Source organism: Rhodococcus sp. AD45-ID, assembly GCF_003023755.1.
GTDB lineage: Bacteria > Actinomycetota > Actinomycetes > Mycobacteriales > Mycobacteriaceae > Rhodococcus_F > Rhodococcus_F globerula.
In genome coordinates this window covers 1,052,688-1,071,182 of record NZ_PYHL01000001.1, presented here as the reverse complement: position 1 = coordinate 1,071,182, position 18,495 = coordinate 1,052,688, and the positions used below count along the sequence as shown (strand labels likewise).

Sequence of the window (18,495 nt, the reverse complement as noted above, 5' to 3'; positions counted from 1 at the left end):
GGCTGAGTAGTCGCAGCTCAGTGGATCAGACCAGGGCAGGGCGTCCGAAACATCGCTGTCTACACACAAAAGGACGCGCACGTGAACTTGAAGAGAATTACCCCAGCAATCGCCGCGCTCGCGGCTGTAGGACTGCTCGTGTCGAGCTGTAGCAGCGATAGTGGTTCGGACCCGTCCGAGAACGCCGCGACCGGAGATCCGATCAAGGTAGGTCAGATCGCTCCGATCGAGGCGCCGGGGCTCGGCTCCGCCGCTTACGCCGCCGGCATGGTCGCATCGGTCGACGCTTTCAACGATCGGGGCGGCGTGAACGGACGCCCCCTCGAGCTGATTCAGTGCGACTCCATGGGTGATCCGAACAAGGAGGTCGACTGCGCGAACAAGATGGTCTCCGAGGGGGCCGTCGCGACGCTCGCGGACTTCACTCCGGTTTCGTCGGAGGCGTCGTCGAAGATCCTGCTGGACGCCGGAATCGCCCGCATCGGGCTGAACCCGGTGAACATGGCCGACTTCACCGCGACCAACGTCTACACGCCGTTCTCCGGTTCACTGCTCAACCTGTACGGAATGATCGACATGCTGGTGGCACAGGGCAAGACCAAGCTTTCCTTGATGCGCCCCGACCTTCCGGTGACCGCACAGCTGGTCGGCTTGCTGACCCCTGCGGTGCAGGCCAAGGGGGCGGAGATCGTCAACGACGTCGCAGTGGGTACCGGTGCGACCGATTACACCCAGTTCATCGCGGCGGCGGAGCGCAACGGCGCGCAGGGCGTGATCATGGCGCTGGGTGCGGCCGACGCGAACCCGATCGCGCAGTCGTTCGAGCAGCTCGGATCGAAGCTGACTTTCGCGTTGGGGTCGGCGGGCTTCTCCCAGGCGGACCTGCAGGATCTCGGCACCTTCGCCACGTCCTCGACGTACACCGGCCCGACTCCCGCAGCGTCGTCGAGCACCGACGACTTTCCCGGTCTGAAGGATTTCCTGGCAGACATGGAGAAGTCCGGTAAGGACGAACTGGGGCGCGAGAACCTCAACGGCGACGCGATGAACCCGTGGTTGACGGTGCGCGCATTCGGTGAGGTCGCAAAGGATCTCAAGGATGTCAACAAGAACACGGTCATGCAGGGATTCGAGAATGCCAAGGCACTTGACATGGCGGGCCTTGTGCCCGCTTGGACGCCGAGTGCGGTCGAGCCTTTCGGGATCTTCCAGCGCGTCTCGAACTCGATGATGTACCGGATGACGTTCGACGGTGACGTTGTCATCACCGATCCGGTTCAGTACGACCTGCGCAACCCTACTGCCTGAGCTGAATTCACCCTGGAGATTGACGAATGACTGAGTTCCTACAGTTTGCGATTCTCGGCCTGGGGGCTGGCTCTGCCTATGCGCTCCTGGCGCAGGGCATCGTGCTGGTTTATCGCGGTTCCGGGGTGGTGAACTTCGCGCAAGGCGCGATCGCCATGGTGGGGGCCTACTTCAGTTTGGAAACCCTTCAGCGAGATCATGATTGGGGCCTGGTTCCGGCTTTCCTCGTGGCAACGGTAGTGGCTGGACTGATCGGACTGGCATTTCAGCTGCTGGTGTTGCGGTGGCTCACCAATGCCGCGCCGATCGTCCGGCTGGCCGCCACCCTCGGCTTGATGGTGATCCTGCAGGCCGGGGTGCAGCAGTACTACGGCAGCACCCCGATCCGGGTGCGTGCCTTCCTGCCCGACGACGCGTATCACTGGGGAGGTGTTGTGGTACAGCAGGATCGGATGATCCTGCTGGGTATCGCGGTGGTGTCGACGGCGGCGCTGTGGGCCTGGACTACGTTCACCCGGGTGGGCTTGGCCATTACCGCGGCCGCCGAGCACGAACGAGCGGCCGCTGCGCTCGGCTGGTCTCCGCAGCGTCTGGCAACGTTGACCTGGACCGTTGGCGGAGCGCTCGCCGGTGCCGCGGGAATCCTGGTGGCGCCCTTGACCGGGCTCACTCCGTCGGCGTTTGTGGTGATCGTGACGGTCTCGGCGCTTGCCGCGGCTTTGCTCGGTGGTTTCCGCTCCTTCCCACTCACCCTGCTCGGCGGATTGTTGCTGGGTGTGGGTGAGAGCCTGATCGTCCTGTATCAGGACGGCCTGCGGGATCTCCTCGGGATGGAGACGCTCACCGGCGTCAATCGGGCTGTGCCGTTCGCGGTGATCCTGGTGGTGCTCGTTGTGCGGGGGAAGGGGTTGCCGCTGCGCAGTCATGTTTCCGAGCGGCTGCCCAAACTCGGATCAGGCGAGATCCGTTGGGCAGGTGTCATACTCGGAGTTCTGGTGACTGTCGGCATCATTGCGGCCGGTGGCGACTGGCTTCGGTCCTTGACGCTGACTCTGGCTGCGGCGGTGTTCCTGCTCTCGATCGTGGTCCTGACGGGTTTTGCCGGCCAGCTCTCGCTCGCCCAGTACACCGTCGGTGGCCTTGGTGCGCTGTTCGCCGCGCGGCTCGTCGGGCAGGCCGGTTGGCCACTGGTGCCGGCGGCGCTGGTGAGCGTGGTGGCGGTGATTGTGATCGGGGTGGTGTTCGCGCTGCCGGCGTTGCGAACGCGGGGTGTGAATCTGGCGGTTGTCACACTGGGGCTCGGGTTCACCATCCAGGAGATGGTGTTCAACAATCCGACCTTCACCGGCGACAAGCTCGAGGGTTCGGTGAAGATCAACCAGCTGAGTCTGTTCGGGCTGGAGGTGACGCCAACGCGTTACCCCGAGCGGTGGGCTCTGCTGTGCCTCGTAGCGCTGGTGCTGTGTGCACTGATGGTCGCGAATTTGCGACGCTCGCGCACCGGCAGACGGCTGATCGCTGTGCGGACCAACGAGCGAGCGGCGGCGTCGCTCGGGATCAGCGTGTTTGCCGTCAAGATCTACGCGTTTGCGTTTGCGGCCGGTTTGGCTGCTGTGGCAGGCATTCTCCTCGGTCTACGCAACACCGCGGTCACCTATCTCGAGTTCAACGTGTTCGCGTCGATCAATGCCGTAGTCCAGACGGTGACCGGCGGCCTCGGCTTTGTACTGGGTAGCGTCATCGGTGCGCTGATGGCGCCGGGAGCGCTGTTCAGCCGACTGCTCTCGGGCCTGGCTCTGGCCTCACTGCTCGGCGGTGTGATCCTCATTGTCACTCTGCTCACCAACCAGAACGGTATCGCCGACATGATTTCGCGCGGGCTTCGGTCGGTTCCAGGGCTGAGCACGCTCGGCACCCGCAAAAAGGGCCGTGGTCATCAACTTTCGGATGAATCGCCAACCGGTTCGGTAACCCCGACGCCATTGATCGTACGGGGATTGACGGTGCGATTCGGCGGCGTGGTCGCTGTCGACGGTGTCGACCTCGATGTTGCGCCGGGGCAAGTGGTAGGTCTGATCGGACCCAACGGGGCCGGGAAGACCACCGTGATCGACGCGATCACCGGATTTGTCAGCCCAGCGGCGGGGCGGCTCACCCTGGGGGACGACAACATCACCGGGTGGTCCACTGCGCGCAGGTCCAAAGGTGGGCTCCGCCGCTCCTTCCAGTCGCTCGAGCTGTTCGAGGACGTCACCGTCGGGGAGAACATCCATGCCGGCGCCGACGAATCGACTTGGCGCACATGGGTTACCGATCTGATTCGCCCCGGCCGTCATCCACTCTCGCCGAGTGCGTCGACGGTTGTGCGGGACTTCGAGTTGGAGAACGATCTGGACAAGTTACCGGGCGAACTGTCGTACGGTCGGCGACGGCTGGTGGGCATCGCCCGAGCGGTTGCCTCCGCACCGTCCGTCATCCTGCTCGACGAGCCGGCAGCCGGACTGGACGACGCCGAGAGCCGTGAACTCGCAGTTGCCATCCGGCACTTGGCCGTACAACGCGGCGCGGGGGTGCTTCTCGTCGAACATGACATGGGACTCGTGATGTCCACGTGCGATCGGATCGTGGTGCTCGAAGCCGGCCGGGTGATCGCGTCCGGAACACCGGACGCGATTGCCTCCAGCCCGGCTGTCCGCGACGCCTATCTGGGTTCCGACATCGAGACGACAACGGAGGCAACACGATGACAAGCACCAGTGAGAAGACGGTGGCGGCGGACATTGTCCTCGAATGCCGTGGCCTGAGTGCGGGTTACGCGGGGGCGGTGGTCTGCCGTGACCTCGACATCACGGTGCGATCGGGGGAGGTGGTGGCACTTATCGGCGCCAACGGCGCCGGCAAGTCCACCACCATGCTCACCGTGGCCGGAGAACTTGCCCCGATATCGGGCGAGATCTCGGTACTCGGCTCCAGTCGGCGTTCGTCCCTGTCGTCGTTGGCGCGTCGCGGTCTGAGCTACGTGACCGAGGAACGGTCCGTGATCATGGGCCTGACCGGGGCCGAGAACCTCCGCCTGGCAGGTGTATCCGCAGACGCCGCCTGCGCGATATTCCCCGAGTTGCGCGCTCTCCTGAAGCGTCCGGCAGGCCTACTGTCAGGTGGTGAACAACAGATGCTGACGCTGGCCAGAGCGCTGGCCCGGGAACCTCGTCTCCTGCTGGCCGACGAACTGTCGCTTGGGCTTGCGCCGCAGATCGTGCAACGCCTACTCGCCGTGGTGCGGGAGGCCGCGGACCGCCAGGGTCTCGGTGTACTCCTCGTCGAACAACACGTGCGGCAGGTGCTCGCGGTAGCGGATCGGGTGTACGTCCTGCGCCGAGGCGCAGTGATGATGGAAGGCACCGCAGCAGAGATCGGTGCGGACCTCGACGCCGTGCAACGTGCCTATCTGGCGCAGGGTCCAACGAGCACAGAGCAATAGGCTCCAGTGCGCAGAGCTCTAGCCGAACCTGGCCACCAGAGCCGCCCGGTCGAGTTTGCCTGGGCCACGGAGGGGGAGTGCGTCCACGACGAACAGCTCGCGCGGCGCTGCGGTCACATCGAGCGTGCGCTGAGCGTGGGCGCGCAATTCCTCGAGCGTCGGGGGTGCGCCTTCGGGCACAACGCACACCACGACCCGTTGGCCGAGGCGCGGATCGGCGACGCCGATGACAGCGCACTCCCGAACAGCGGGATGATCAGCGAGTGCGGCTTCGACGACCTGCGGCACCACAGTCAGCCCGCCGGTGGAAATCGCTTCGTCGAGGCGCCCGCTGATGCGCAGAACGCCGTCGACCACCGACCCGGCGTCGTCGGTGCGAAACCAGCCGGGCTCGGCAAAGGCCGGGTGATCCGGGAGTCCACGATACCCGGACGCGAGCATCGGCCCACCCAGCAGAACTCGGCCGTTGTCGATTCGAATCTTTGCCCCGGACAACGGGATTCCGTCGTACACGCATCCGCCGGCGGTTTCGCTCATGCCGTAGGTTCGCACAACTTCGATGCCCGCCGCGGTGGCTTGCTCGAGAACCGGTACGGGAGTTGCGGCTCCACCGAGCAGTACGGCGTCGAGGGAGGCAAGCGCGTCGACAGCACTGGGATCTGACAGCGCTTTGACCAACTGTGTCGGGACCATCGACGTGTACTTTCGCGGGCCACTCATCGCGGCAACCGCAGCGGGAAGCGCGGCGGGATCAAAACCCGAGCTGACGTCGACGACAACGGGTTCGGTTCCGGCGAGAGCGCTGCGCAGCAGAACCTGCATGCCCGCGATGTGGTGCGGCGGAAGGACAAGTAGCCAGGAACCGGGCCCGCCGAGGTACTCGTGGGTGGCCTCGCCGCTCGCGCGTAGTGCGTCGGCGCGCAGCATCGCTCCCTTCGGAGTCCCGGTGGTTCCCGATGTCGCCACAACCAGGGCAATGCCGTCGTCGATGGGTTCGCCGGGATGCAGAGCGTCGGAGAGCCTGGCTCTCTCGCGCGAATCAGCGGCCGGGACAGGGAGAACGGCGGGGCCTGTGCCGTCGAGTATCCGGGCGATGTGCGGCAAGACTTCGAGGACGGACGCGCCCTGCGGAATCGGTAGTGCTTCGAGGGTATTCATCGTCGAACGTCCGGTCCGGCCAGCGGCCAGCCGCCGGCAGCAAGATGACTGCGGACACGATCGACGTCGGTCTCCAGCGGCATCTCGTTGGTGATCTTGGTGATCAGGACCTGGATGTCGGTCTTCTCGATCGGGAGATCACCGTCTTCGATCAACGCGTCGGCAACCGCGTCGACTTCCGTTTCCGAGAGTCGACGCGTCAGCAGAGCAAACAACGGAATGTAGTCCTGTTCGGGAACGCCGTTGGGATAGCCGGCCCGCAACCAACCGACTATCGAGGTGAGGAAGGGCGGAAGGGCCATGACGTCAGCTCACATCTCGAACTTCATGTTCGGCGTTGTCGTCGAAGACGGGCCACCCGCCTGCGCGCAGACGCGCAGTCACACGTTCGACGTCCTCTTCGGAGGATTCCTCGTGGAGGATCCCCTCGATGATCGCCCGGAGCGTGTCGTAGTCGACGTGCCGATCCGGAACTTCGTGCGCGGATTCGATGGACATCGCGACGACCTGTTCGATTTCCTCGTCGGTCAGTCGTCGACGCAATACGGCGAGCAGCGCAAAATGATCTTTGTCCGGGATTCCTTCGGGGTATCCCGCCCGCAGCCAGTCGAGCACGCTGCGCAATGAATACTTGCTCAAATCCTCGGCCTCTTTTTCGTTTCGGTGGTGGAGTCGGATCGCCCTTGCGCCGGATTCAGAAGACGTTGATTCCGAACGTGCTGGCCAGGAAGTTCTTCATCAGCAGCAGTATCCCAGCGAAGATCGTGATCAGCACGACGGCAAAGCACAGATAGGCTCCGGCTTTGCCGAGTGGAGTGGGCCCGTCGGAGCCGTCGGCGTTCTGCAGACTCAGCGATTTGAGGCCGAGCGCAAAGATCGCGGGCAATCCGGCGCCGAAGAGCAGGCCGACGGCAACTACCTGCCAGAGTGATTCGAGAGTGTCGGTGAGGAGATGCATTCTCGTCTGCCCTTTCAGGAGTTGTGGGTGGTCTCGGGGGTCGGTGTCGGATCTGCGACGGGCACAGCTTGATTCTCGTCCCACTCAGCGGTCACGTTTGCTGCGTCGACAGGTTCTTTACGCGAACGCACGTACATGAAGATCGCAAACGCGATCAGGGCGGCGAAGACGACCAGAACACCGGCGAGTCCGCCGATGAAATGTGCGATGGCCCAGCAGATCGCGCCGACGATTGCGGCCGACGGGAGAGTGATCAGCCACGCGGCACCCATGCGTCCGGCGACGCCCCAGCGAACTTCGGCGCCCTTGCGGCCGAGGCCGGTGCCGAGGATGGATCCGGTGGCAACGTGAGTCGTGGACAGCGGGAGTCCGAGGTGGCTCGACGTAAGAATGATTGCGGCCGAGGATGCTTCGGCAGCTAATCCCTGAGGTGCGGAAATCTCGACGAGACCCTTGCCGAGTGTGCGAATGATTCGCCATCCGCCGAGGTAGGTACCCAACGCAATTGCGACGGCACACGTGAACTTGACCCAGAACGGCATCTCCGTCTCGGCGGTGATGGATCCGTGAGCCACCAAGGCCAAAAAGATGACGCCCATTGTCTTCTGGGCGTCATTGGTGCCGTGCGCAAGGGAGATCAGTGAAGCGGTGCCGATCTGACCGAAACGGAATCCCCGCTCACGCTCGTCTTCCTTGACGGACGCGGTGATCCGGTAGACGAGCTTGGTGCCGACGCCGGCAACCAGTGCCGCCACGACGGGGGCCAGGAGTGCCGGAACGACAACCTTGGTGAGTACGCCACCCCACTCGACGCCGCCCATTCCGATGGACGCGATCGCCGCGCCGATCAGACCGCCGAACAGCGCGTGGGACGAACTCGACGGGAGGCCGAGCAACCACGTCGCCAAGTTCCAGATGATGCCGCCGACCAGACCGGCAAAAACGATCAGCAGAAGGTCCTGTCCGCTGACCGCGCCCAGGTTGACGACGCCTTTGGCGACCGTCGCCGCAACCTCGACGGACAGGAAGGCACCAACCAAGTTCAGGATTGCGGAGAGTGTGACCGCGACCTTCGGTTTGAGTGCGCCGGTGGCAATGGATGTGGCCATTGCATTGCCTGTGTCGTGAAATCCGTTCGTGAAATCGAACGCGAGGGCGGTGACAACTACCACCAGGAGGATTACGAGCTCTGCGGTCACAACGTGAATTGTGCGTATCGAACGCGTAAATGTACAGCCAACGAGATGTGACCTTCCGTGACATGAGGTAGAGGCGGGCGCGTGGGCTGCGCTACCGCAGCTGAGGGCGTGTTCAGTGACACTGCTCCGAACTCTTGTGTTGCGTTTCACTTTTCCGTCTCACTGACCGGGAAAGCACATTCGTCGCGTTTTGATCGCTGATTACCTACGGCACTGAGCGCGCTGTTCGGCAGCGCACGTGTGTGAGAAGGAGAGTTTCGAAGTGAAGCCCAACAAGACCGCGAAGCTGGTTGTGGCACTGGCCGCAACTGCTGCATTGGTCTCTGCCTGTGCAGGCGACCGCGGTGACGACCCGTCGGCAACGTCGAACGGTGCATCCGTTGCGACGGCCGACGTTGCGTCGAAGAGTTCCGATGCCAAGTTCGGAACCCTGGATTCGCCGTGCGGCGACGGAGATGCGAAGGGCGCGACGGATCAGGGTGTCAGCGACACCGAGATCAAGATCGGTTTCGGCGACGACCGCGGCTACGTGAAGTCGCCAGGCCTCAACAAGGAGATGAGTGACGCGGTCAACGCCCTCATCTCGTGGTGCAACGATCAGGGCGGCATCAACGGCCGCAAGGTTGTCGGTACCGACTACGACGCGGCGATGACGCAGGCCAATTCGGTCATGCAGGAAGCCTGCGCCAGCCAGTTCATGTTGGTCGGCCACGGATTTGCAATGGACCAGACAGCAGAGCAGACCCGTGTGGCCTGCAACATGGTTGCCGTTCCCGGATTCACGGTGTCGCCCGACGCCGCCAACGGACCGATGACGTTCCAGGGTGTCCCGTTCCCCGTCGACTACGCCAACGGTTCGCAGTGGTTCCAGATGGCCGAGATGCATCCGGACCTGCTGAACGACTTCGACGTCGTCAACAGCACGATGCCGACGATCATCACCTCCACCAACAAGATTCGGTCCATCGCCCAGGCTGCGGGCTTCAAGCTCAAGGACTGCGGCGTCACGCTGAATTACGAGGGCGAATCCAGCTACGTGCCGTTTGCCGAGAAGTTCAAGGAATGCGGTGCCAAAGGCATCTGGACCTCGCGTTCGGCCAGCCCGGCCGAGCTGAACTTCGTCAAGTCTCTCGATCAGGTCGGCATCGATCCGATCTTCTTCGGTGAGGCCACCTGGTACGGCGAGTCCATCGCCTCCTGGAACAAGGACACCGGCCTGCTCGACAACCTGAACGCCGGCATGACCTTCCAGATGCTCGAGAACGCGGACAAGGTTCCCGCTGTCAAGAAGTACGTCGACCTGGTCAACGAGCAGGGCGGCAAGACGGCACTTCTCGGTATGCAGGCTGCATCGTCGTTCCTGCTGTGGGCCACCGCTGCGGATGAGTGCGGCAGCGACCTGACGCGCCAGTGCATGGTCAACGAACTGTCGAAGATCGACGACTGGGACGGCGGCGGATTGCATGCCGCTACCGATCCGGGCAAGAACATGCCGGCCACCTGCGGCCTCATGACGTCACTGAAGGGCGCCGAGTACTCACAGGCGTTCCCGACGACGGCAGGCGAGTTCAAGTGCGACCCGAAGTACATGGTTGCCACGGACAAGAGCACGTGGGGCACCGATCTGGATGCCGATCGCATCTCCACGAAGTACCAGAACGCGAATGTGATCAAGCCGCAGTCCTGATTCACCTGAGGAAGGTGGCGCGCTCCGCGTATGCGCGCAGCGCGCCACCTTTCCTCCCCTAACGAGGGTTCAGTTATGAACACTTTTGTCACTTTCACGATCCTGGGTTTGGTCCTGGGATCGGTGTACGCGATCGCCGCTTCCGGGTTGGTGCTCACGTACAACACGTCCGGAATTTTCAATTTCGCGCACGGCGCTCAGGCGATGCTCGGCGCGTTCATCTACTGGCAGTTGCGGTACGGCTGGGAACTCCCGACCGTGGTTGCGCTGTTGATTTCTTTGGTTGTGGTCGGCCCGTTGATGGGGCTGGGCCTGTATGTGTTCATCATGAAGGGCCTGCGCGATACGGCGGAGGTCACCAAAATTGTTGTCACGGTGTCGATCCTGCTGGGTATGCTCTCGATCTCGCACTGGTTCTGGCATCCGGAGACCGCGCGCACGATGCAGATGTTCTTCGGTGATCAGTCCAAGATCACGGTGTTCGGTGCGAGCATCCGCTACCACGAGTTGATCTGCATCCTCGTCGCGATCGGTATCGCGGTGGGCCTGCGGATCCTGTTCACCAAAACCCGCGCCGGTGTCGCGATGCGCGGTGTCGTCGACGATCCGGATTTGTTGCGCCTGAACGGCCATAACCCGGAACGCTTGGCGGCGTTGTCGTGGGCGATGGGATCGACGTTGGCGGTGTTGGCGGGTATCTTGATCACCCCGATCAGCGGCGGCACCCTCGAAGCGAACATGTTGACGCTGTTGGTGATCGACGCGTTTGCCGCCGCGATGTTCGGTCGGTTGCGCAGTATTCCGCGCACGTTTGTCGGCGCCGTGGTTCTCGGTCTCGCCGGTACGTACGTGTTGGCGTACTTCCCGACGAGTTGGAGTTGGACGTCGAATTTCCGTGTCTCCCTGCCGATGATCGCGTTGTTCGTGGTGCTGATCGTGCTGCCGCAGGACCGTCTGCGCGGCGCCGTCACTCGTACTCGCGAGCGGTATCACGTCCCGTCGGTCCGCAAGGCCGTCATCTGGGGTGTCGCGCTCATTGTCATCGTGTACCTGCTGCGTCTGCTGATGGTGACGTCGGCGATCACGACGTTGACGATCGGGATGACGTTCGCGATCATCGCGCTCTCGCTGACGTTGCTGACCGGGTATGCCGGTGAATTGAACTTGGCGCCGGTCTCTTTCGGTGCCATCGCTACCATCGTGGCGTTCCATTTCGGTATCTCCGGTAGCGGGTTGGCGGCGCATCTGAACCTGTGGGGCATCGTCGTCGGTGTGCTTGTCACCGCCGTCATCGGTGGTCTCGTCGCGTTGCCGGCGCTGCGTCTGCGCGGGTTGTATCTGGCTTTGGCGACGATGGCGTTCGGTGTGTTCCTCTCCAACATGGTCCTGCGTGATACCACCGAACACGAGATGTTCGGCATCCGGTACTCGCTGTTCAAGGACGGCAACATCGCGATCCCGCCACTGAAGGTGGGGCCGCTCGATCTCAGTAACGACACGGTGTTCCTGATGACCGTCACGGCACTGTTCTCCGTGCTCGGTGTCGGAGTGATCGCGTTGCGCAACAGCGGTTACGGGCGTCGACTCGCCGCGATGAAGGACAGCCCCGCCGGATCGGCGATGCTCGGCCAATCCCTGGTTCGGCTCAAGCTGAGCGTGTTCATGATCTCCTCCGGCATCGCCGGATTGGGCGGCATCCTGATGTCGAGCGCGATGGGCTCGGTCTCGGGTGAGAGTTTCGCGATCATGGTCTCGTTGTCGTTGCTGATGCTCACCGTCGTCGCCGGAATCGGTTATGTCAGTGGCGCCCTGTTCGGTGGTTTGATGGCGGGCATCGGTTTTGCCGTCATCATGGTCTCGTTCACCAACCTCGCGTCGGCGCAGCCCGAACTCGAGGGAATGTGGCTGCTGCTGGGCAACATCGCGGCAGTGAGCCCGGCGTTGATCGGTATCGGTGTCGGCGCGAACCCCAGCGGCACCATCCACCAGGTCGTCGAAGGGTACCGCCGTTTGATGAACGCCACACCGGTCCTCTACGGCGGCGCCGCCGTGATCGCGGTGACGTATCTGCTCGCCCTGGGTGGGGTACTCGGGAACTGGTGGTTTGCCTCCATCACCATCGCCGTGGTGTTCCTGTTGCCGGTGATCGGTGAAATGGTCATGCCGGCAGCAGTTCTCACCCCCGAGGAGTTGGCGGCGAAGAAGACACTGGTCCCGGAAGAGGTCGGGATCGACGTCCCGTACAGCGACGACGTCCGCGACGAACTCGACCGTGAACTCGGCATCGACCTCGTCAAATCCGAAAAGGAGTTGGCCGCTCATGTCTGAGACACCTTTGCTCGAAACCCGCGGTGTCACGGTACGTTTCGGTGGCCACGTAGCCGTCAAGGATGTGTCCCTGACGGTGGCCCCGGGAACGGTGACCGGGTTGATCGGCCCGAACGGCGCCGGGAAGACCACCCTGTTCAACACCATCACCGGGTTGCAGAAACCGACGTCGGGACAGGTCTTCCTCGATGGCGTGGACGTGACGAAGTTGGCGCCGCACAAGCGCGCCAACAAAGGTTTGGCGCGCACGTTCCAGCGCCTCGAGTTGTTCGTCTCGTTGTCGGTGCGCGACAACCTGCGCGTCGCCGGCGACATCCACAAAGCGAACAGCGGCAACAAGATCGACGTCGACGCCGAAACGGATCGACTGCTCGAGCTGACCGGCCTGAGCGATGTAGCGGCCAAGGATGTTTCCGACATCCCCACCGGCCGCGCCCGAGTCGTCGAGGTCGCGCGGGCCTTGATGACGAACCCGCGGATTCTGCTTCTCGACGAGCCGGCATCGGGTCAGACCGAGCAGGAAACGGAGGTGTTCGCGCAGATGCTCACCGACCTCGCAGCCGGGGGTCTGGGAATTTGTCTGGTCGAGCACGATATTCCGTTGGTGATGAAGGTGTGCTCGACGATTCACGTACTCGACTACGGAGCGGTGTTGGCCTCGGGTGATCCGGAGAAGATCCGCACCGACCCGGACGTGATCGCCGCGTACATCGGCACCGAGGAGGAAGCAGTATGACCGCAGCAACGATCGACCCGGCAGCGGCCGAAACACCGCGTCCGGAGCCGTTGCTCGAATTATCGGGTGTGCGTGCCGGTTACGGGGCCATCGAAGTCCTCCACGGCGTGGACCTCGTCCTGCAGCCCGGCGCCGTTGTCGCGTTGCTCGGGCCGAACGGCGGCGGAAAAACCTCCACGTTGAAGGTGTGCTCCGGTGTCCTACCGGTCACACGCGGGGAGTTCAAACTCGCCGGACGGGTCGTCAACGGAATCGAAGCGTCCGAACTCGCCCGGTTGGGTGTGTGTTCCATCCCGGAAGGCCGCGGGATCTTCGCGAACCTGTCGGTGCGGGAGAACCTGTGGATCGCCACCGGAACCGGAGCCTCGCTCGCGGACCTGGAAGAGGTTGCGTACACACGTTTCCCGATTTTGGGGGAGCGTCGGGGCCAGTTGGCGGGTTCGATGTCGGGCGGTGAGCAGCAGATGCTCGCTCTCTCGCGGGCATTGGGAACTCATCCGACGGTGTTGCTGCTCGACGAGTTGTCGATGGGTCTGGCACCACGGATTGTCTCGCAAATGTACGACGTGGTGGGTTCACTTGCCGCGGAAGGTATTTCCATCCTCGTGGCGGAGCAGTTCGCGCGGGCGGTGTTGCCGATCGCGACGTCGGCGGCGTTGATGTTGCAGGGTCGCGTTACTCGGGTCGGTGACCCGCATGAGATCGAAGAAGAACTTTCTACCAGTTATCTAGGAGGATGACGATGACGACAGTTGAAGATCGCCGTGATGAGTTCAAGAAGAACATCACCGACCTCAAACTCGACAAGGGACAGTCCGGCGGCGACGCGAAAACACTGTTCGGCGGCCTGATCCTGATGATCGTGGGGGTAGTCGGCGCATTCGTCCTCTACATCTCCTCGCTCACCGAATCGGACCTGCGCAACATCGCGTCGTACCAGATCTTGGCGATCGCGTTCCTGGCGTTGACGGTCATCGGAGCCGCGATGTTCATCGCCGCGTCCGTCGCCAAGGTCCTGCGGTTGTGGCTGGTGCGTCAGCTGCTCGAAGGCCAGGCCCAGACCGATCAGATCGCACAGGCACTGAACACCCGCATCTGAACCCGGCTCAACTGAAAATGCCCGCCACGGAAACTGTGGCGGGCATTTTCGTGCGCTCGGAGACTACTGCGGCGTTCGGGAGTCGCGTCGGATCGGATGATCGTCCGGAATCTGCACCATGACGATCGGCGTCCCGTCGGGATCGGCGATCCACATCTCGTGCAGACCCCACGGTTCCTGACGTGCCTCTCGGGCAATCTTGACTCCGGCGAGCACCAGTTCCGTTTGCACGGCCGTGAGATCGCGAACCTGCAGCCAGATCGCGCCCCGGAACCCACCGTTGCCTGTGGCGCCGTGTGCGGCGATCTCGATCAACCCCTGGCCGGCGAAGAACACTGTGCCGCCGGGGTATTCACGGGCGATAGCCAGGCCGAGGGTGTCTCGGTAGAAGCTCAGCGTCATCTCGTAGTCATCGGGGCGCAATATGGTTCGGCTGCTCAGAATCTCCACGGAACCATCCTTCCACGTCTCGCTCGGCGATATCAGAAATGCTCGGCAATCAGAAATACCAGGGATACGGCGACCAGTCGGGATCACGCTTCTCGAGGAAGGAATCGCGGCCCTCGACGGCTTCGTCGGTCATGTATGCCAAACGTGTTGCCTCACCGGCAAATAGCTGCTGGCCGACCAGGCCGTCGTCCTGCAGGTTGAACGCGTACTTGAGCATGCGCTGAGCTTGCGGGGACTTGCCGTTGATCTTGCCTGCCCACTCGATGGCAACGTTCTCGAGTTCGGCGTGATCGACAACCTTGTTGACCGCGCCCATCTGGTGCATTTCCTCAGCGGAATAGGTGTCGCCGAGGAAGAAGATTTCGCGAGCGAACTTCTGGCCCACCATCTTTGCGAGGTAAGCGCTGCCGTACCCGCCGTCGAAGCTGCCGACGTCGGCATCGGTTTGCTTGAAGCGGGCATGTTCACGACTCGCGAGGGTGAGGTCGCAGACGACGTGCAGGCTGTGTCCGCCGCCGGCGGCCCAACCGTTGACCAGGCAGATGACCACCTTGGGCATGAAACGAATCAATCGCTGCACTTCCAGGATGTGGAGGCGTCCGGCACGAGCCTTGTCGACGGTGTCGGCCGTTTCGCCTTCCGCATACTGGTAGCCGCTGCGGCCACGGATGCGCTGATCGCCGCCGGAGCAGAAGGCCCAGCCGCCGTCCTTCTTGCTCGGTCCGTTGCCGGTGAGCAGCACGGCGCCGACGTCGGACGTCATCCGGGCATGGTCGAGTGCCCGGTACAGCTCGTCGACGGTGTGTGGGCGGAAGGCATTACGTACTTCGGGGCGGTCGAAGGCGATACGAACGGTGCCTTGACTGACATGCCGGTGATACGTGATGTCGGTGAGATTCTCGAATCCGGGAACGGGGCGCCAAAGCTGCGGGTTGAAGGTCACGTAGGTCACGATAGAGGCAGGCATCGTAACCCCGACGAGTACCTGGAGTAGAACATGTTCCCCCACGCGCTAACGTGCAGGTCATGAGCGAACCCACCGTAGAAGGCAAGGAGACCGTCGTTCCCGACGAGCGTCGAGGCGGTTTCCCGGTCTTCCGCCACACACCTGCAGGTCCCGACTTCGGTCGTTTCGTCGAGGCGATGCGCAGGTTGCAGGACCTGGCGGTGTCGACGCACGTCCCTGACGAAGTTCTCGCGGAGATCGCCACGCAAGCGGAGGAACTTGCCGATCGACTGGCCCCGCACGAGGTGCCCGAAGGGGCGTCGCCTGCAGGCTCGAATATTCAGTTGCCTGGTCGCGGCAGTCTCCTCATGCCGCCCTGGACAATCGAGAGATTCGACGCCGAAGGTGTGCGCAGCACCGGCATGTTCCGGCGCTACCACCTCGGTGGCAACGGCGCGGCGCACGGCGGAATCGTGCCGTTGCTGTTCGACGACATCTTCGGCATGACCACCCACGCGGGTGGCCGCCCGATGTCGCGAACCGGTTACCTGCACATCAACTACCGCGCGATCACCCCGCTGAACACGCAATTGGTGATCGAAGGAAAAGTGGATCGGGTGGAGGGCCGTAAGACGTTTGTCAGTGCACGGCTGACCGACCTCGACGGAAAGCTACTTGTCGACGGTGACGCGCTCATGATCGAGCTACTCCCCGGTCAGCCCTGACATGTCTCCCATCTTCGAGTTGCCGTCGTTCGACGATCTGATCGCCGACGCAGTTGTGGTGAGTTTGCCGATGCGGGTGCGTTTTCGCGGGATCACGACGCGTGAGGCGCTGCTTCTGCGCGGCCCGGCAGGATGGGGGGAGTTCGCTCCGTTTGTCGAGTACGACGACGAGGAAGCCGCGCACTGGCTGCGCGCCGGCATCGAAGCCGCGTGGCTCGGCCCCCCGCCTGCGATTCGGGCCACGGTGCCGGTCAACGCCACGGTTCCCGCGATCGACGCGTCGGCGGTGCCGGAATTGTTGGAGCGTTTTCCCGGATCGCGAACAGCCAAGATCAAGGTCGCCGAAAAAGGACAGTCGTTGGCGGATGACGTTGCCCGGGTGAACGAGGTCCGTCGGCACATCCCCAATGTGCGTGTCGACGCAAACGGTGGGTGGAGCGTCGACGAGGCCGTTGTGGCGCTGCGGGCGCTGACCGAAGGCGGTGAACTCGAGTACGCGGAGCAGCCGTGCGCAAGCGTCGAGGAACTGGTGCGGGTGCGCGCAGCGGGGACGGGTGTGCGGATTGCCGCGGACGAGAGCATCAGGCGCGCGGAAGATCCGCTGCGAGTGGTGCGCGCTGGGGGAGCAGACGTCGCGATAGTGAAGGTGCCCCCACTCGGCGGTATGCGCGCGGTGGTCGCGTTGAGTACTCAACTTGCCGAGTACGGCGTGCCGGTGGTGGTGTCCAGTGCGCTCGATACGGCAGTCGGGATGGCGTCGGGGCTCGCGGCCGCAGCTGCGTTGCCCGAGTTGCCGTTTGCGTGCGGATTGGGCACTGGCGGGCTGTTCGTCCGGGATATCGCAGTTGTCGATCCGGCAATCTCGGGTGCTCTGTCAGTCGGCGCGGTCGAGCCTGATCCGTCGATCCTCACGCAGCTGACGGCCACGCCCGAACGCACCGCGTGGTGGCTGGGCCGCGTCCGCCGCTGTCATCGGATACTCGATCAACGAGGCGCGCTGAATTTCGTATAGTGTCGGGCCCGACCTGATGAACATCAGTCAAGAATGAAGGGATCGAAAGTGGTTGCAGCTCTGAACGAAACCCTGCTCGAGGATTCACGGCTTCCCGCGGTAGTCGCGGACGTGCAGACCTTGATCGACGCAGAGGTTTCGGATAAGTCGGGGGCCTCAGGGCTAGCTCTCAAGGGCGGCTACGGCGCAGTCAAGAAGGTGAGCCCGTCCATCGTGCCGGACGCAGTCACCGCACTTCTGCCCGAATTCGTGGCAAAGCTCGAGCCGTACTGGCAGGAATTCTCCGCCTCGGGCGGCGGAAGCTTCGCGGAGTTCATCACGGCTCGCGGCGACGCCGTTGCCAACTCACTGCTCCAGGTGACGGACGAGCGCATCGAAGGCAGCGACAAGGCCGTCGTCAAGTCGATGTACTCCAAGCTGCGTGGTTCGGCGCAGAAGCACGTAACGGCCGCACTGCCGCGTCTGGGTGATCTGATCCAGAAGCACGCCGCATAAGTTCGACCAGCACGACACAGAGCGGCCCGGGAGGTTTCACTCCCGGGCCGCTCTTCGTTGTGCCAGATCAGTTCGCTGCGTGGCCGTCGCGCCAGAACCCGGTGAACGTGATGTCGGTTTTCGGGAACTTGCGGTCGTTCACGAGGTGGCGTCGTAGCCCGGTGGTGAGGGCCTGCTCGCCGGCGACAAACGTGTACGACGGGCCTTCGGGAAGTTCGGCCGCGCGAACAGCCTCGAGGGCAAGTGCTCCGGGCTTGGTGTCTGTGTCTTCCCGGATGATCCAATGCACGTTCACGTGAGCGAGCTGCGGGAGGTCCTGCTTGTCCTCGACGTTCGGGATCTCGATGAAGACCTCTGCCCGCAGATCGGCGTCTGCGGTCTCGAGAATTCCGGCGATTGCCGGTAGGGCACTTTCGTCTCCGACCAGGAGTTGCCAGGTGCAGTCGGCGGTCGGGTTGTAGATGCAGCCCTCGTCGAGAAGCGCTACCTTGTCGCCGCTCGAGGCCGTGTCAGCCCACGCGGATGCCGGACCGATATCGCCGTGAAAGGCGAAGTCGATGTCGATTTCCGCTGTGTCGCCGAAGAGCCCGGATCCGGCGGGCCGGTACTCGCGGATCGTGTAATTACGCACCACGGGACGGGTGTCCTTGGACATCACCAGGTACTGCGCATACCAGAGGTTGTTTGCCGCGGACGGCAGTCGCAGCTCACTCTGGCCGGCTTGCGGGATGAAGAGGCGGAACCAGTGATCGGCGCCCATCGGGGTGATGGTGCCCAGCTCCTCGCCGGCAATCGTGATGCGGATGAAGGTGGGACTGATCCGTTTGTTCGCGACAACTTCGGCTGACGTGATGCTGCGTGACACCGGTTTCACGAACTTGGAGCGCTTGGCCATGACGGAACCCTCGATCGA

Annotated in this window: 19 protein-coding genes; 11 read left to right on the top strand and 8 right to left on the bottom strand. The window is 63.2% G+C overall.

Going from position 1 to position 18,495, the window contains the following annotated elements; genetic code table 11:
- The first annotated feature begins 81 nt into the window (after window positions 1-81).
- Genes C7T36_RS04810 through C7T36_RS04800 form a run of 3 tightly spaced genes read left to right on the top strand, consistent with a single transcriptional unit; the run spans window position 82 to window position 4,789 of the window.
- Window positions 82-1,308 (top strand): ABC transporter substrate-binding protein, encoded by a 1,227-nt coding sequence (locus C7T36_RS04810; RefSeq protein ID WP_045063807.1) that lies wholly within the window; start codon window positions 82-84, stop codon window positions 1,306-1,308.
- A gap of 26 nt (window positions 1,309-1,334) precedes the next feature.
- Window positions 1,335-4,055 (top strand): ATP-binding cassette domain-containing protein, encoded by a 2,721-nt coding sequence (locus C7T36_RS04805; protein WP_045063805.1) that lies wholly within the window; start codon window positions 1,335-1,337, stop codon window positions 4,053-4,055.
- Window positions 4,052-4,789, top strand: a complete 738-nt coding sequence (locus C7T36_RS04800; RefSeq protein ID WP_045063803.1) for an ABC transporter ATP-binding protein — start codon at window positions 4,052-4,054, stop codon at window positions 4,787-4,789. Before C7T36_RS04805 ends, C7T36_RS04800 begins: the two co-directional genes overlap by 4 nt.
- An 18-nt stretch (window positions 4,790-4,807) precedes the next feature.
- Here C7T36_RS04800 and menE read toward each other — a convergent pair whose 3' ends face one another.
- The 5 genes from menE to C7T36_RS04775 are packed head-to-tail and all read right to left on the bottom strand — an operon-like array spanning window position 4,808 to window position 8,104.
- A complete protein-coding gene (gene menE, locus C7T36_RS04795; protein ID WP_045063802.1) occupies window positions 4,808-5,947 on the bottom strand; it encodes an o-succinylbenzoate--CoA ligase in 1,140 nt (379 codons plus the stop codon).
- Window positions 5,944-6,249, bottom strand: coding sequence for a DUF3349 domain-containing protein (locus C7T36_RS04790; RefSeq protein ID WP_033235450.1), 306 nt, complete (start codon window positions 6,247-6,249; stop codon window positions 5,944-5,946). The genes menE and C7T36_RS04790 overlap by 4 nt, the downstream gene beginning before the upstream one ends.
- Window positions 6,250-6,253: 4 nt before the next feature.
- Window positions 6,254-6,586, bottom strand: coding sequence for a DUF3349 domain-containing protein (locus tag C7T36_RS04785; protein WP_033235449.1), 333 nt, complete (start codon window positions 6,584-6,586; stop codon window positions 6,254-6,256).
- A gap of 55 nt (window positions 6,587-6,641) precedes the next feature.
- On the bottom strand, window positions 6,642-6,905 hold the full coding sequence (locus C7T36_RS04780) for a hypothetical protein (protein ID WP_033235448.1): 264 nt from the start codon (window positions 6,903-6,905) through the stop codon (window positions 6,642-6,644).
- Between the two features lie 14 nt (window positions 6,906-6,919).
- Window positions 6,920-8,104: an inorganic phosphate transporter gene (locus C7T36_RS04775; RefSeq protein WP_033235447.1), complete on the bottom strand. Its 1,185-nt coding sequence runs from the start codon at window positions 8,102-8,104 to the stop codon at window positions 6,920-6,922.
- A 262-nt stretch (window positions 8,105-8,366) separates the two neighbouring features.
- On the opposite strand from C7T36_RS04775, the gene C7T36_RS04770 reads away from it, so the two are divergent.
- The 5 genes from C7T36_RS04770 to C7T36_RS04750 all read left to right on the top strand — a co-directional run bounded on the left by C7T36_RS04770 (window position 8,367) and on the right by C7T36_RS04750 (window position 13,954).
- Window positions 8,367-9,791, top strand: a complete 1,425-nt coding sequence (locus C7T36_RS04770; protein ID WP_045063800.1) for an ABC transporter substrate-binding protein — start codon at window positions 8,367-8,369, stop codon at window positions 9,789-9,791.
- A 75-nt stretch (window positions 9,792-9,866) separates the two neighbouring features.
- Window positions 9,867-12,119, top strand: a complete 2,253-nt coding sequence (locus C7T36_RS04765; RefSeq protein ID WP_106939689.1) for an ABC transporter permease — start codon at window positions 9,867-9,869, stop codon at window positions 12,117-12,119.
- The gene (locus C7T36_RS04760; RefSeq protein WP_106939688.1) at window positions 12,112-12,855 is read left to right on the top strand and encodes an ABC transporter ATP-binding protein; all 744 of its coding nucleotides are present in this window, start codon (window positions 12,112-12,114) and stop codon (window positions 12,853-12,855) included. Before C7T36_RS04765 ends, C7T36_RS04760 begins: the two co-directional genes overlap by 8 nt.
- The gene (locus C7T36_RS04755; protein ID WP_051730716.1) at window positions 12,852-13,595 is read left to right on the top strand and encodes an ABC transporter ATP-binding protein; all 744 of its coding nucleotides are present in this window, start codon (window positions 12,852-12,854) and stop codon (window positions 13,593-13,595) included. The genes C7T36_RS04760 and C7T36_RS04755 overlap by 4 nt, the downstream gene beginning before the upstream one ends.
- Window positions 13,592-13,954 (top strand): hypothetical protein, encoded by a 363-nt coding sequence (locus C7T36_RS04750; protein ID WP_172936292.1) that lies wholly within the window; start codon window positions 13,592-13,594, stop codon window positions 13,952-13,954. Before C7T36_RS04755 ends, C7T36_RS04750 begins: the two co-directional genes overlap by 4 nt.
- Window positions 13,955-14,017: 63 nt before the next feature.
- On the opposite strand, the gene C7T36_RS04745 is transcribed toward C7T36_RS04750, so the two are convergent.
- Entirely contained in the window at window positions 14,018-14,404 is a 387-nt protein-coding gene (locus tag C7T36_RS04745; RefSeq protein WP_045071012.1) for a VOC family protein, read from the bottom strand.
- Window positions 14,405-14,453: 49 nt separating this feature from the next.
- The gene (locus C7T36_RS04740) at window positions 14,454-15,347 is read right to left on the bottom strand and encodes a 1,4-dihydroxy-2-naphthoyl-CoA synthase (RefSeq protein ID WP_045071276.1); all 894 of its coding nucleotides are present in this window, start codon (window positions 15,345-15,347) and stop codon (window positions 14,454-14,456) included.
- Window positions 15,348-15,430: 83 nt separating this feature from the next.
- Here C7T36_RS04740 and C7T36_RS04735 point away from each other — a divergent pair, with 83 nt between their 5' ends.
- The 3 genes from C7T36_RS04735 to C7T36_RS04725 are packed head-to-tail and all read left to right on the top strand — an operon-like array spanning window position 15,431 to window position 17,582.
- Complete coding sequence (locus tag C7T36_RS04735) at window positions 15,431-16,075, top strand: PaaI family thioesterase (protein ID WP_045071274.1); 645 nt, start codon at window positions 15,431-15,433, stop codon at window positions 16,073-16,075.
- Between the two features lies 1 nt (window position 16,076).
- On the top strand, window positions 16,077-17,087 hold the full coding sequence (locus tag C7T36_RS04730) for an o-succinylbenzoate synthase (RefSeq protein WP_045071009.1): 1,011 nt from the start codon (window positions 16,077-16,079) through the stop codon (window positions 17,085-17,087).
- Window positions 17,088-17,135: 48 nt separating this feature from the next.
- Window positions 17,136-17,582: a DUF6918 family protein gene (locus C7T36_RS04725; protein WP_033236504.1), complete on the top strand. Its 447-nt coding sequence runs from the start codon at window positions 17,136-17,138 to the stop codon at window positions 17,580-17,582.
- A gap of 67 nt (window positions 17,583-17,649) precedes the next feature.
- Here the strand turns inward: C7T36_RS04725 and C7T36_RS04720 are convergent, their stop codons facing one another.
- Complete coding sequence (locus C7T36_RS04720) at window positions 17,650-18,477, bottom strand: siderophore-interacting protein (protein ID WP_045071271.1); 828 nt, start codon at window positions 18,475-18,477, stop codon at window positions 17,650-17,652.
- Window positions 18,478-18,495 lie beyond the last annotated feature (18 nt).